Source organism: Edwardsiella ictaluri ATCC 33202 (genome assembly GCF_000264785.1).
Classification (GTDB): domain Bacteria; phylum Pseudomonadota; class Gammaproteobacteria; order Enterobacterales; family Enterobacteriaceae; genus Edwardsiella; species Edwardsiella ictaluri.
This window is the reverse complement of record NZ_AFJI01000062.1, coordinates 69,039-81,871: the sequence shown is the minus strand read 5'-3', so window position 1 is coordinate 81,871 and position 12,833 is coordinate 69,039. Positions and strand designations below refer to the sequence as shown.

General features: G+C 60.3%; 13 protein-coding genes and 1 tRNA gene. 8 read left to right on the top strand and 6 right to left on the bottom strand.

Annotation, left to right across the window (positions count from 1 at the left end; translation table 11 throughout):
* Positions 1-59: transfer RNA gene (locus tag EIEH_RS09390), tRNA-Met, on the bottom strand.
* 228 nt (positions 60-287) lie between these two features.
* Here EIEH_RS09390 and mltA point away from each other — a divergent pair.
* A complete protein-coding gene (gene mltA, locus EIEH_RS09385; protein WP_015870226.1) occupies positions 288-1,439 on the top strand; it encodes a murein transglycosylase A in 1,152 nt (383 codons plus the stop codon).
* A gap of 102 nt (positions 1,440-1,541) precedes the next feature.
* On the top strand, positions 1,542-2,357 hold the full coding sequence (tcdA, locus tag EIEH_RS09380; protein WP_015870227.1) for a tRNA cyclic N6-threonylcarbamoyladenosine(37) synthase TcdA: 816 nt from the start codon (positions 1,542-1,544) through the stop codon (positions 2,355-2,357).
* Here tcdA and csdE read toward each other — a convergent pair.
* Both csdE and csdA read right to left on the bottom strand, forming a co-directional pair.
* Entirely contained in the window at positions 2,336-2,782 is a 447-nt protein-coding gene (csdE, locus tag EIEH_RS09375) for a cysteine desulfurase sulfur acceptor subunit CsdE (protein ID WP_015870228.1), read from the bottom strand. The genes tcdA and csdE overlap by 22 nt on opposite strands.
* On the bottom strand, positions 2,779-3,987 hold the full coding sequence (gene csdA / locus EIEH_RS09370; protein ID WP_015870229.1) for a cysteine desulfurase CsdA: 1,209 nt from the start codon (positions 3,985-3,987) through the stop codon (positions 2,779-2,781). The genes csdE and csdA overlap by 4 nt, the downstream gene beginning before the upstream one ends.
* Positions 3,988-4,511: 524 nt before the next feature.
* Here csdA and EIEH_RS09365 point away from each other — a divergent pair.
* Genes EIEH_RS09365 through rlmM form a run of 3 tightly spaced genes read left to right on the top strand, consistent with a single transcriptional unit; the run spans position 4,512 to position 6,984 of the window.
* A complete protein-coding gene (locus tag EIEH_RS09365; protein WP_015870231.1) occupies positions 4,512-5,459 on the top strand; it encodes a transcriptional regulator GcvA in 948 nt (315 codons plus the stop codon).
* Between the two features lie 12 nt (positions 5,460-5,471).
* Positions 5,472-5,867: a DUF423 domain-containing protein gene (locus tag EIEH_RS09360; protein WP_041730285.1), complete on the top strand. Its 396-nt coding sequence runs from the start codon at positions 5,472-5,474 to the stop codon at positions 5,865-5,867.
* A complete protein-coding gene (rlmM, locus tag EIEH_RS09355; RefSeq protein ID WP_015870233.1) occupies positions 5,860-6,984 on the top strand; it encodes a 23S rRNA (cytidine(2498)-2'-O)-methyltransferase RlmM in 1,125 nt (374 codons plus the stop codon). The genes EIEH_RS09360 and rlmM overlap by 8 nt, the downstream gene beginning before the upstream one ends.
* A gap of 29 nt (positions 6,985-7,013) precedes the next feature.
* Here rlmM and xni read toward each other — a convergent pair whose 3' ends face one another.
* The 3 genes from xni to queF form a co-directional block, all read right to left on the bottom strand.
* Complete coding sequence (gene xni, locus EIEH_RS09350) at positions 7,014-7,775, bottom strand: flap endonuclease Xni (RefSeq protein ID WP_015870234.1); 762 nt, start codon at positions 7,773-7,775, stop codon at positions 7,014-7,016.
* Between the two features lie 49 nt (positions 7,776-7,824).
* Positions 7,825-9,189: a nucleotide 5'-monophosphate nucleosidase PpnN gene (gene ppnN / locus EIEH_RS09345; protein WP_015870235.1), complete on the bottom strand. Its 1,365-nt coding sequence runs from the start codon at positions 9,187-9,189 to the stop codon at positions 7,825-7,827.
* A gap of 182 nt (positions 9,190-9,371) precedes the next feature.
* Positions 9,372-10,217 (bottom strand): NADPH-dependent 7-cyano-7-deazaguanine reductase QueF, encoded by an 846-nt coding sequence (gene queF, locus EIEH_RS09340; RefSeq protein WP_015870236.1) that lies wholly within the window; start codon positions 10,215-10,217, stop codon positions 9,372-9,374.
* Between the two features lie 197 nt (positions 10,218-10,414).
* On the opposite strand from queF, the gene syd reads away from it, so the two are divergent.
* The 3 genes from syd (at position 10,415) to truC (ending at position 12,813) form a co-directional block, all read left to right on the top strand.
* Entirely contained in the window at positions 10,415-10,969 is a 555-nt protein-coding gene (syd, locus tag EIEH_RS09335) for a SecY-interacting protein (protein ID WP_015870237.1), read from the top strand.
* Positions 10,970-11,600: 631 nt separating this feature from the next.
* Positions 11,601-11,930, top strand: coding sequence for a YqcC family protein (locus EIEH_RS09330; RefSeq protein ID WP_015870238.1), 330 nt, complete (start codon positions 11,601-11,603; stop codon positions 11,928-11,930).
* A 91-nt stretch (positions 11,931-12,021) separates the two neighbouring features.
* A complete protein-coding gene (gene truC, locus EIEH_RS09325; protein ID WP_015870239.1) occupies positions 12,022-12,813 on the top strand; it encodes a tRNA pseudouridine(65) synthase TruC in 792 nt (263 codons plus the stop codon).
* Positions 12,814-12,833 lie beyond the last annotated feature (20 nt).

Below are 12,833 nucleotides of genomic sequence, written 5' to 3'. Positions count from 1 at the left end.
GGCCGGATTTGAACCGACGACCTTCGGGTTATGAGCCCGACGAGCTACCAGGCTGCTCCACCCCGCGTCCGATGAGGGCGGATAATACACGCCATCTGACGGGATGCAAGATTTTTTTGACAAACATCACCGTTCCGCAGTGCGTTCGCGCGAATATTCATCATTTTGTTTTAATTTCAATCACAGCATGGATGTGGATGATTTTTTTATTCGCTCTAATTCCTTTCGCAATAGGGGTTTGTTATGGTTCGCCGGTGGTAATCGAGTGCAAAAGAAAAAGGCGAGAGATGAAAGGGCGTTGGGAAAAATACGCGGTATGTGGGTTATTGGTGGCGCTGATGGCCGGGTGTTCCTCCCGGCCGACGGATCGCGGTCAGCAGTATAAAGATGGCGCTTTGAACCAGCCGTTGGAGCTGGTTAACCATCCAAACGCCAAGGGTAAGCCGGTTAACGGCAAGGACTTCGTGGAGCAGGTGGACGCCATCCGTCAGGCTTCGCCGTCGCTGTATGGCCGTCACGCCGGTAATTTTGAGGCGGTGACCGAATGGCTGATGGCCGGGGCGGATACCCGCAGGCTGGCACAGTTTGGCCTGAACGCCTACCAGATGGAGGGCGTGGATAACTTTGGCAACGTGCAGTTTACCGGGTATTACACGCCGGTGGTACAGGCGCGTACCCGGCCTCAGGGGGCGTTTCGGTATCCGTTGTACCGCATGCCGCATAAACGTGGCCGCCTGCCGGCACGCTCAGCCATCTACAATGGCGCCCTGGATAATCGCGGGTTGGAGATTGCCTACAGCAACTCGCTGATGGACAACTTTATGATGGAGGTACAGGGTAGCGGCTACGTCGACTTTGGCGACGGCCAGCCCCTGACCTTCTTTGGCTACGCCGGTAAGAATGGCCATGCCTACCACAGTATCGGCAAGGTGCTGATCGATCGCGGTGAGGTTGCCAGGGAGGATATGTCGATGCAGGCGATCCGCCAGTGGGCCGATGGTCACAGCCGTGCAGAGGTGCGTGAGTTGCTGGAGCAGAACCCCTCATTTGTCTTCTTTAAGCCGGAGCAGTTTGCGCCGGTGAAAGGTGCCAGCGGCGTGCCGCTGATCGCCAAGGCCTCCGTGGCGTCGGACCGCTCGCTGATCCCGGCAGGATCGGTGCTGCTGGCCGAAGTGCCGCAGCTCAGCCCGCAGGGAAAATTTACCGGGCGCTACCAGATGCGCCTGATGGTGGCGCTGGACGTGGGCGGTGCCATCAAGGGGCAGCATTTCGACATTTATCAGGGGATCGGTCCGGAGGCCGGACACTGGGCTGGCTACTACAATCACTATGGCCGGGTCTGGCTGCTGAAAACGCCACAGAGCGGTGCACCGCTGTTTAACGCCTATCACCCGCAGCGCGCCAGTCACGACGGTGGGCAGGTACTGGTACGTAACTGAGGCGTGCGGGATAGGGAACGCCAGGGGCATGCGTGCCCCTTTTGTTTTTCTCGCTATCCCCTATACTGCCCGGCAGTTTTCACGCTTGATAGGGGACCTCCCATGACTGCACCATTTTCTGACGCCTATTGGCAACGCTTCAGCGGGATTGCGCGCCTGTATGGCCGCCCGGCGCTAGAGGCGTTCGCTGGCGCCCACTTCTGTGTCATTGGCTTGGGCGGCGTTGGCTCCTGGGCCGTAGAGGCGCTGGCGCGTAGCGGGATTGGCACCCTCACGCTGATCGATATGGATGATGTCTGCGTGACCAATACCAACCGGCAGATTCAGGCCCTGCGCAGCACCGTCGGGCAGCCTAAGGGCGAGGCACTGGCCGCGCGGATCCGGGAGATTAACCCCGAGTGCCGGGTGACCTGCGTGGATGACTTTATTACCCCGGATAACGTGGCCGCGCTGATCGATGGCCGCTTCGACTATGTGATCGATGCCATCGATAGCGTACGACCCAAGGCGGCGTTGCTGGCGCACTGTCGGCGCAACAAGATCCCGCTGGTGACCACCGGCGGCGCCGGGGGGCAGATCGATCCGACGCGCATTGAGGTGGCCGATCTGGCCAAGACTATTCAGGATCCGCTGGCGGCCAAGCTGCGCGAACGGTTGAAGGTGGATCACCGCATCGTGAAGAACAGCCGGGGAAAGCTGGGCATCGACTGTGTCTTCTCCAGCGAGGCGTTGGTCTATCCGCAGCCGGACGGCAGCGTCTGCGCGCAGCGTAGCACTGCCGAGGGGCCGAAGCGTATGGACTGCAGCGCCGGGTTTGGCTCGGTGACGATGGTGACCGCCAGCTTTGGCTTTGTGGCGGTCTCCCATGCCCTGAAAAAACTGCTGGCCCGCCGCGCTCAGCGCGCCGCGTCGGCATAGCGGCGGGCAATCGCCGCAACGCCCTGCGCCAGGGCCTGTAACCCGCTGCTGCGCGAGGCGCTCAGCTGCGCCATGATATTGAGTTCGCCAAACAGCGCCAGCGGATCGCTCTCCAGCACCTGAGCGGGCGTTTTCCCTTCGATGGCGGTCAACAGGATCGCCAGCAGCCCCTTGACGATGCGTCCTTCGCTGTCGCCGTACAGATGCAGGGTGCCGTCTTCCAGCCGTTCTCCGTCCAGCCAGACCCGGTTTTCACAGCCTGCGAGCTCCGCCTGCGGGCAGCGCAGCGTGTCATCCAGCGGCGGCAGCTCGCGTGCCAGCATGATAATCTGGCGGTAGCGATCTTCCCACTGCGTCAGTCCGGCAAAGCGCTGACACAGAGTCTGTGCGGTGATCTGACGGCCAAAGGGGTGCGGTGCCTTCATAGCGGATCCTCGTTAAGCAGTGAAACGGCGCGGCCGACGGCCTGCACCAGCGCCTGGACATCGGCGGGGGTATTGTAGGGGGCGAAGGCGGCACGCAGCGTGCCGCTGACGCCAAGGGCCTGCATCAGCGGCGCCGCGCAGTGTGCGCCGCTACGCAGCGCGACGCCCTGCTCTGAAATCAGGGTATTGAGATCGCTGTGGTGGATCCCGGCAAAATTAAACGCCAGCAGGGCGCTGTCGGGTGCCCGGTAGCTGATAAAGCCGGGCAGTTGGCCCAGTTCCGCCTCCGCCTGCTGCGCCAGCGCGACGCAGTGGTGCTCGGCGGCGGGGAGATCGATCTTTGCCAGCCAGTCAAGGGCGGCGCTAAAGCCGAGCACCCCGGCAATGTTGGGGGTACCCGCCTCGAAGCGGTGTGGTACTGCTTGCTCCGTAAAGCCGTGAAAGTCGGCATGGGTCAGCATCTTTCCGCCGCCCTGCCAGGCGTGCATCTCCTCCAGCAGCGCGCGTTTGCCGTACAGTACGCCCAGCCCGCAGGGGCCATACAGCTTATGGGCTGAGAAGACGTAGAAATCGGCGTCGGCGGCGTGCACATCAAGGGGATGGTGTACCACCCCCTGCGCACCGTCGACCATGACGACGCAGCCGTAGGCATGCGCCTGGGCGATCGCCTGCGCCAGATCCGGGCAGCCGCCGGTGACGTTGGACATCTGTCCGAGGGCCAGCAGGCGTGGGTGCAATTCGAGCAGAGCCGGGAGCTGGGTGAGGTCCGGAAGGCCGCGTGCATCGACCGGTAGGGGGACGACCTGCGCCTGGCACTGCTCGGCGACCATCAGCCATGGGATCAGATTCGCGTGGTGTTCAGCCTCGCTGACCAAGATCCGATCACCGGGGCGCAGGCGCGGTCGCAGGTAGCTCTGGGCGACCAGGTTGATCGATTCGGTCGCGCCTTTGCTCCAGATAATTTCATGCTCATCGGCCCCGATCAGCGCCGCCGTCTGACGCCGGGTGCTTTCGAAGCGTTCGGTGAGGTGTCGGGCAGCCACGTGCTGGCTGCGGTGTACCGTGGCACCGTTGTCGGTGTAATAGGCCTGAATGGCCTCCAGCACCGCCCGTGGTTTCAGTGCGGTGGCGGCGCTGTCCAGGTAAACGCTGTCCGCTCCCAGCGCAGGGAAGTCGCGGCGCAGCGCCATAAAGTCAAACGTCATGGGTGGGATCTCAGTAATATGGCGCGGAAGCGGGATATGAACCGGATTCAGGATTAACAGGATTAATCCGAGACCGGGCTCACAATTTACCGCAGCCCGCTGAGCGGACTGGCGCACGGGCCTAAATGGCGGATATTTTAAACCGGTAAAGGGCGATGATGAAGCGATTGTATGGGCTTTTCCGCGCCGTGGCGCCGAAAAAAAAGCACCGCAACGGGCGGTGCTACTAAATCACTATGGACAGACAGGGTAAATGTACAGGAAGTGAAAAACGGCAGGGGCTCACGCCGCTACCATGTCTGAAAGGTGTCAGACAACTTGCAAACACAACATCACAACCACAAAGCCAAAAGCATTCCTGAAAATAGTCATTCCTGCTTTTTCGTTCCGGCCTGGGAAGTGCCGCCACTATAGGTATTTGCTGGCCTATCCTCAACGGACAAATTATAATGGCTCGGATAAAAAAAACTAATGTGTAAACATCCGGTTAACCGTGGGTAACCATTTGATAGTAAGTGACCGATATGTCGAAACGATTACCGCCTCTGAATGCGCTGCGCGTCTTTGATGCCGCAGCCAGACATCTGAGTTTTACCAAGGCTGCTGAGGAGCTGTTCGTGACGCAGGCAGCGGTCAGCCATCAGATCAAATCGCTGGAGGATTTTCTGGGGTTGAAGCTGTTCCGCCGCCGCAATCGCTCACTGCTGCTGACGGAGGAAGGACAGAGTTATTATCTGGATATCAAGGAGATCTTTTCTGCGCTGAACGATGCTACGCGTAAGCTGCAGGCGCGGAGTGCCAAGGGGGCGCTGACCGTCAGCCTGCCACCGAGCTTCGCCATTCAGTGGTTGGTGCCGCGTCTCTCCGGCTTCAATAGCGCCTATCCCGGCATCGATGTGCGTATTCAGGCGGTGGATCGGGAGGAGGGCAAGCTGGCGGACGACGTTGACGTCGCCATTTTCTACGGCCGTGGTCACTGGCCGGGGCTGCGGGTCGAGCGACTGTATGCCGAATATCTGATGCCGGTCTGTTCGCCCCAGCTGCTGCTGGGAGAACACCCGCTAAAAGATCCGGCCGATCTGGCTTATCATACGCTGCTGCACGACACGTCGCGCCGCGATTGGCTGGCCTATACCCGGCAGCTCGGCCTGCAGCACATCAACGTGCAGCAGGGGCCGATCTTCAGCCACAGTGCCATGGTGGTGCAGGCCGCCGTACACGGTCAGGGGATTGCGCTGGTCAACAATGTGATGGCGCAGACGGAGATCGAGGCCGGGCGCCTGGTCTGCCCGTTCAACGATGTTCTGATCAGTAAAAATGCCTTTTATCTGGTTTGCCAAGATGCGCAGGCAGACTTGGGTAAAATATCCGCTTTTCGCCAGTGGATACTGGCCAGGGCCGCCGGTGAGCAGGAGAAATTCCGCTTCCGCTATGAATCGGATGGTGCCGGCGTGCGTGAGGAAAAAGAGTGAAAAGGTCACGTGATGAGTAGCCGTTCCATGATTTTATTTGCCGCCATCAGCGGTTTTATCTTTGTGGCGCTGGGCGCGTTTGGCGCCCACGTACTGGGTAATACGCTGGGAGCCAAAGAGGTGGCCTGGCTGCATACCGGACTGCAGTACCAGGCGGTGCATACGCTGGCGATCCTGGGCCTGGCGGCGCTGATGCTGCGTCGCAGTAATCTGTGGTTTTACTGGAGCAGCGCCTTGCTGGCGCTGGGAACCGTGCTGTTCAGCGGCAGTCTTTACTGTCTGGCGCTATCGCAGCTTAAAATTTGGGTGTATATCACACCGATCGGTGGCACCTGCTTCCTGATTGGCTGGGTATTGATGTTGATTGGCGCGATGCGCATGGGAAAGAGGGCGGAACGCCATGAATAGACTTGCTTTATATTGCCGTCCTGGTTTTGAGAAAGAGTGTGCTGCGGAGATCACCGATAAAGCGGCGGCTCTTGAGGTGTACGGCTTTGCCCGGGTGAAAGAGAACAGCGGCTATGTGCTGTTTGAGTGCTATCAGCCGGACGATGCGGACACACTGGCACGAAAACTGCCGTTCCGGGAGCTGATCTTTGCCCGTCAGATGCTGGTGGTCGGCGAGCTGCTGAAAGATTTGCCGCCTGAGGATCGCATCGCACCGATCTGCGGCATGCTGCTGGGGGTTGTCGAGGGCGGCGGTGAGCTGCGCGTCGAGGTACCAGATACCAACGAAAGTAAAGAGTTGCTGAAGTTCTGTCGTAAGTTCACCGTGCCGCTGCGCGCGGCGCTGCGTGAGCAGCGTACCCTGTTGCGCCAGGAGAATCCCTATCGTCCGGTAGTGCACGTACTGTTTATTGCACCGGGCTGCTGCTACGTCGGTTACTCGTATAGCGATAATAACTCGCCGTTTTATATGGGGATCCCTCGCCTGAAGTTTCCCGCCGACGCCCCCAGCCGCTCTACCCTCAAGCTGGAGGAGGCGTTCCACGTCTTTATCCCCGCGGATGAGTGGGATGAGCGTCTGGGCAGCGGCATGCGCGCCGTCGATCTGGGGGCCTGCCCCGGTGGTTGGACCTATCAGCTGGTGCAGCGCAGCATGATGGTACAGGCTATCGACAATGGCCCGATGGTGCCGAGCCTGATGGAGACCGGGCAGGTGACCCATCACCGCGCCGATGGCTTCCGCTTTACGCCGGAAGGCGATAACGACTGGCTGGTGTGCGATATGGTCGAGAAGCCGGCCAAGGTCTCGGCATTGATGGCCCGTTGGCTGGTCAATGGCTGGTGTCGGGAGGCTATCTTCAACCTGAAGCTACCGATGAAGAAGCGCTACGAAGAGGTGAGCCAGAATTTGGCCACGCTGGCACAGGTGCTGAAAGAGAACGGCATCAATGCACAGATTGCGGCCAAGCAGCTGTATCACGATCGTGAAGAGGTGACGGTGCACGTTCGGCGCATCTGGGGCGCCATTCCCGGCCGTCGCGACGAACGGGAATTCCGCCGCCGCGAACAGCGTGACTAACCCCCGGCACCGCCGCCGTTCGGCGGCGGCTATGCTCGGCCGTTCAGACGTAGCTGCTGCAGATTGCCGTGCAGTGCCAGGTCGGTCTGCAGCGTCGCGACGCGGCGACAGATTTCCGCCATCTCCCGCTGCTCGGTCAGGCGTTGACGCCAGCGTTCGGGCACCTGCGCCAGGTGCTGATAGAGTGCCTCCAGCGATCCGAACTCCTTCAATAGCGCGGCGGCGGTCTTGGCGCCGATGCCGCTGATGCCGGGGATCTTGCTGCTGCCGATCCCCGCCAGCCCCCAGAAGTCCGTCAGCTGCTGCGGCGCTACGCCAAACTCACGCTGTACAAACGGCAGATCCAGCCAGCGCTTTTGAAAATAGTCGCGGATTTGGATCTGCGGCGAGAGCAGCTGGCAGTAGCCTTTATCGGTTGAGACGATCGTCACCCGATGTCCGCCCTGCGCCACTTTGTACGCCAGCGTGGCGGCCAGATCGTCCGCCTCATTGCCGGGGCTGTGCCAGCAGGCGACGCCCTGGGCGGTAAACGCGGCGCGTAGGCTCTCCATCTCCTGCGCCAGTGCATCCGGCATCGCCTGACGGCCGGCCTTATAGCCGGGGAGCAGTCGATGACGCCAGCTCTCCGCGCGATCATCTTGGTCAAAAACGGCGACGGCGTGGCTGGGCGTGGTATGTCCCACCAGCTGACGCAGCGCCGCGCTGCAGGCGTCGCCGCAGGGAGAACCCTGCACGGCGTGAATGCGGCGGATCAGATTGAGGGCATCGACGATTAACAGATGGATGGACATAGCGATTTAACCGGATTAGCGGGGCGGCGGTGCGCCCCGGGGTAAAGACTCAGCGGACGATCTGGTAGCAGGGCACATAGGCCGAACCGGGCAGCTTCATACGCTGTTGGGCGACAAAGCCCTGCAGCAGACGGTCCATGTGCTGCATCATCTGCGGATCGCCGTGCAGCTTGAACGGCCCGTGCTCGGCGATGGCGTGGATCCCCGTCTCTTTCACGTTGCCGGCCACGATGCCGGAGAAGGCGCGGCGCAGGGCGGCGGCAAGCTGCTCCGGCGACTGATTGGGATGCAGGTTAAGGTTGGCCATGTTGGCGTGGGTCGGTGCAAACGGTATCTGTAGGTCGGCGCTGATTTTCAGTGACCAGTTAAAGCTGTAGAAATCGCCGCTCTGGCGCCGATTCTCTTTAACCCGCGGCATGGCGAGCTTCATGCGCCGCGCCACTTCGGCCGGATCGTCAATGATGATCTGATAGTGACTGCGCGCCTGCTCGCCCAACGTATTGACGATAAAGTCATCCAGCACGCGGAAATAGTCGGCGCTCTCCTGCGGTCCGGTCAGGATCAGCGGCAGCACCTGGTCATGGTTCTCAGGATCCATCAGGATCCCCAACAGGTACAGCAGCTCCTCTGCCGTGCCTACACCGCCGGGAAAGATGATGATGCCGTGGCCGAATCGGACAAAGGCCTCCAGCCGCTTTTCGATATCCGGCATGATGATAAGCTCATTGACCAGTGGGTTGGGCGGCTCAGCGGCGATGATCGAGGGCTCGGTCATACCGATAAAGCGTCCCTCATGGTAGCGCTGCTGGGCGTGGCCGACGGCGGCACCCTTCATCGGCGCCTCCATGACGCCGGGCCCGCAGCCGGTGCAGATGTTCAGCTCGCGCAACCCCAGCTGATTACCGACCTGGCGGCCATACTGGTACTCAACTTCACTGATGGAGTGGCCACCCCAGCAGACGATCATGTTAGGTTCATCACCAACGTGCAGCGATCGGGCATTGCGCAATATTGAAAACACCAGATTGGTGATGATGGTCGGGTTTTCCAGATCCAGATCCTGGGTGCGCTGGGCGCTCATCAGCTGGCCGTTAACAAACAGAATATCGCGCAGGACCGCAAACAGGTTAGCCTGCAGTGCCCGGATGATGCGCCCGTCGACGAAGGCCTCCTCCGGTGGGTTGATAAGCTCCAGCTTAACGCCGCGTTCACGGCGTAGCACGTTGATATCAAAGTTTTCAAAGCGAGACAGCAGCTCGGTGCTGTTGTCCGTTTTCGCGCCGGAGTTGAGCACGGCAAGGGAGCAGTTACGGAACAGGCGATACAGGTCACTGCTGGCTGTGCGTTTCAGCATGTCCACTTCCATCTGTGACAACAGATCCATCGATCCCAACGGGCTGATGTGTGTAATCAAAATCTCTCCTAGGCATCCAAACGATGCGGTTACCGCGTCGCCGTGGGGCGTTACTGTGCCCGGCGTCTCACTCCGGGCGGCGTGTATGGGCGCCGCTCCGTACCGTTTTCACCTTACCGTGTGCGCAGGCGTCTTGCCAACCCTGTCAGGGAAAAATGCCAAAAATCAATGTCTCTCCGCAACTATTGGCGCGCCAGGCGCCCGCGGGGTGGCTGATACGGGACGTTGCTGCGCCAAGGGTTGATGTCCAACCCGCCGCGCCGCGTGTAGCGGGCGTACACGCTGAGTGCCTCTGGCCGACAGAAACGTTGAATATCGTTGAAAATTCGCTCCACACATTGTTCGTGGAACTCGTTGTGGTGGCGGAACGAGACCAGGTAGCGCAGCAGCGCCTCGTGGCTGATGGCTGCGCCGCGGTAGCGGATCATCACGGAGCCCCAGTCGGGCTGATGGGTTATCAGGCAGTTGGACTTCAGCAGGTGGCTGACCAGCGTCTCTTCGACCTGGCGAGTCGGATCCGCGGCGTTTTCCAGCAGGGTGGCGTCGAAGCAGTAACTGTCGATGCTGATGGGCTGGTCATCGATGCACTCGCCGGGGAGCGCGGCGATAGGCTGGCCTTCGGCCTGCGACAGGCGCAGCAGGGTGACGCTGACACTACCCTGGGCACAGTGGGTCAGGTCGCGCTGTAACGTGTGCTGCACCGTGTCCCAGTCGGCGAAACGGGTTTGGTTAAAGCTGTTGAGATAGAGCTTAAAGCTCTTTGATTCGATCAGATTGGCGCCGTAGGCATCCAGGACAACCTCGGCCAAGGCGACCTGCGGCAGGCCGTTGGCGTTGAGCCAGGAGAGCTCGTACAGGGTCCAGATATCGGCGCCGTGGAACGGCAGCGCGTTGGGGTAGAGCCCCAGCGGTTCGCGGTTCATGCTGCGCGGTACGGCCTGCAGCAGCGAGGCATCATACTGGTCGCGGTATTCGGTGGCCTTGCCCAGGGTCAGGGAGGTGAGCGCCGGGTTCTCTTGGTATGACATACGGTTAACCTGTGGTGAAAGCGGCTGTGCGCGGTGCGACAGCAGGGTACAATGGGAAACCGGCGCAGAGGCCGGTCATCGCTTGCCGCAGTTTACCACCGCCAGGCGGTATCCCGTAACTGTGGGCACGCGTCTCTGCGCTGCGCCGGTGCGACGGTGCGTGATGGGATTCCGCCCCAAAAGACAGAGAGAATATTATGGAGCATCAGGTTTCCGCCGCCCTGCGCGAATTTACTCAGCGCTATGTGGCGCAGTGGCAGCAGCAGCACGGCGACTGGCCGTCCAGCCATGCGCTGTACGGTATTCCGTCCCCCTGCGTGGTCTACAGTCGCGACGACTGCGTATTCTGGCGTCCCGAGCCGGGGCGCGGGGAGGATCTGGAGGGGATTGGCCGGGCGCTGGATATCCGGCTGCATCCGGCACTGGCGCCGTTTTTTACCACCCAGTACGCCGGCGATATGCGCGCGCGCTGGAATGAGATCGAGATGGATCTGGTGCAGGTCTGGAGCGTGGAGGACCTGCATCGCCTGCAGGAGAACCAGATAGGCCATTTGGTCACCCAGCGTCGTCTGAAGCTGTCGCCGACCCTGTTCCTGGCCAGCACAGCGGATGAGCTGAGCATGGTGACGCTGTGTAACCTGAGTGGCAGCGTATTGCTTGAGCAGTTTGGTAGCCCGCAGCGGCGTGTGCTGGCGCAGACGTTGACCGAGTTCCTCGCGGAATTGCAGCCGCTGGCACAGGAAGTAGGGTAATGGCGGCTCGGTGTGTGAGAGATCTCTTACACGCACTGTGAGAGATCTCGTTTTATTATCTGATTATTTTTCGAAACGCCGTCGTAAATTCGATAGTTATCATGATATTAAAATTCAAAGATTACGTAAGTATCACATATGTAAGACAATATCACCATTGCTAAACCTGCGAAAATCGGCGAAAGTAATTACATCGAAAGGGAGTTGCCGGATTAAGGACACATCAGGATGATGTTGTCTCAGGACGAGGCGAGGACCCACCCAGGACGGGCGAAAGGATGTACCGCAGGACGTCGGTCAGGATATTTCAGGATGAAATGAGGGACACCTCCAGGAAGGAGACTGAGAGCCGGTTTGGATGGCCGGTGTGTCAGGATGACTGAGGGATCTTGCCCGGATGGCGAGCAGGACGCAGGCAATGGAGTGTCCGGAAAAGGAAATCCGCAGGGAAAAGTTTTCACGGATGAGCAGGGAGCACGTTGTGTAGCGGGACTGCTATAAAACGAATCAGGGGGTGCTGCATGACAGCACCCCCTCTTTTTTGCGCCCGATTTTTCCCGCCCGGTTTGGGCACGGCGCCGTCGGTGGTATGCTGACGCGTTTTTCCCACCAGACCGCAAGAGAGCCCGTCATGAGTGATTACGCCATTGTACGCAGCCATTTACAGCAGATCGAAGCCCAGATGCGCGCACTGTCCCTGTGGCAGGCGCAGGCGCCAGCCGACGACGCCCTGGCAAGCCAGGAGCCGTTCTGTGTCGATACCCTGGAGGCGGCCGAGTGGCTGCAGTGGGTCTTTTTACCGCGCATGAATGCCCTGTTGCTCCGCAGAGCTCCCCTGCCGCAGCGGATGGCGATCGCCCCTTATATTGAGATGGCTTACCAACCGGATCTGGCGCGGGTGGCTCCGCTGCTGGCGGCGCTGCAGCGCCTGGATCGGCATCTTGGCGGCGATCCGCAGTAGTCGGGGGGATCCATCGCGCTGCGCGCCAGATTGCGCTTCCGGTGGGTAATGCTGTAAGGTGCCGCGTTTTTTCTTTTTGTCGGGTATCGGGATGCAAATTATTTATCAGGATGATCATCTGGTGGCAGTCAATAAGCCTGCCGGGTGGTTGGTTCACCGCAGCTGGCTGGATCGTAAAGAGAAGGTGGTGGTTATGCAGACGGTGCGCGATATGATCGGGCGCCATGTCTATACCGTCCATCGCCTGGATCGGCCGACTTCCGGGGTGCTTCTGCTGGGGCTATCGAGCGAGATTGCGCGCGCGCTGGCCCAGCAATTTGAACAGCATCAGATCCATAAAGTCTATCATGCGGTGGTCCGCGGTTATTTGCAGGGAGAGGCGCTGCTTGACTATCCGTTGACACCGGAGTTGGATAAAATCGCCGATCGTTTCCGCTCCCCCGATCGTGCCCCGCAGCCAGCGCAGACCTACTACCGGGGGCTGGCAACGGCGGAGGTGCCGCTGGCCATTGGCCGTTATCCGACGTCGCGCTTTAGCTTGGTTGAGCTGAGACCGCAGACCGGCCGTAAGCATCAGCTGCGCCGCCATATGGCACACCTGCGCCATCCGATCATCGGTGATACCGCGCACGGCGATCTGCGCCAGAATCGCGGCATCGCCGTCCATTTTGATACGCCCGGTTTAATGCTACACGCCAGCGAACTGTGCCTGACGCATCCGGTGAGCGGTGAGGCGCTGTGTCTACGGGCAGGCCTGGATCTGCGCTGGCAGGCGCTGATGGACGGGTTGGGCTGGCAAACCTATCTCCCTGAGCTTGATCGGGTTGAGTTTATACCCGATTGCCTTCAGGATAGAGCGGATGAGACTGAGAGCGGTCAATAGGTCTGACAGAAGGAGTGGGC

Bases quoted from the DNA above. Each gene is read 5' to 3' on its own strand.
- csdE (WP_015870228.1), bottom strand. From the start codon at position 2,782: ATGAAGGCACCGCACCCCTTTGGCCGTCAGATCACCGCACAGACTCTG.
- queF (WP_015870236.1), bottom strand. From the start codon at position 10,217: ATGTCATACCAAGAGAACCCGGCGCTCACCTCCCTGACCCTGGGCAAG.
- tcdA (WP_015870227.1), top strand. From the start codon at position 1,542: ATGACTGCACCATTTTCTGACGCCTATTGGCAACGCTTCAGCGGGATT.
- EIEH_RS09360 (WP_041730285.1), top strand. From the start codon at position 5,472: ATGAGTAGCCGTTCCATGATTTTATTTGCCGCCATCAGCGGTTTTATC.
- syd (WP_015870237.1), top strand. From the start codon at position 10,415: ATGGAGCATCAGGTTTCCGCCGCCCTGCGCGAATTTACTCAGCGCTAT.
- truC (WP_015870239.1), top strand. From the start codon at position 12,022: ATGCAAATTATTTATCAGGATGATCATCTGGTGGCAGTCAATAAGCCT.
- xni (WP_015870234.1), bottom strand. From the start codon at position 7,775: ATGTCCATCCATCTGTTAATCGTCGATGCCCTCAATCTGATCCGCCGC.
- csdA (WP_015870229.1), bottom strand. From the start codon at position 3,987: ATGACGTTTGACTTTATGGCGCTGCGCCGCGACTTCCCTGCGCTGGGA.
- rlmM (WP_015870233.1), top strand. From the start codon at position 5,860: ATGAATAGACTTGCTTTATATTGCCGTCCTGGTTTTGAGAAAGAGTGT.
- mltA (WP_015870226.1), top strand. From the start codon at position 288: ATGAAAGGGCGTTGGGAAAAATACGCGGTATGTGGGTTATTGGTGGCG.
- EIEH_RS09330 (WP_015870238.1), top strand. From the start codon at position 11,601: ATGAGTGATTACGCCATTGTACGCAGCCATTTACAGCAGATCGAAGCC.
- EIEH_RS09365 (WP_015870231.1), top strand. From the start codon at position 4,512: ATGTCGAAACGATTACCGCCTCTGAATGCGCTGCGCGTCTTTGATGCC.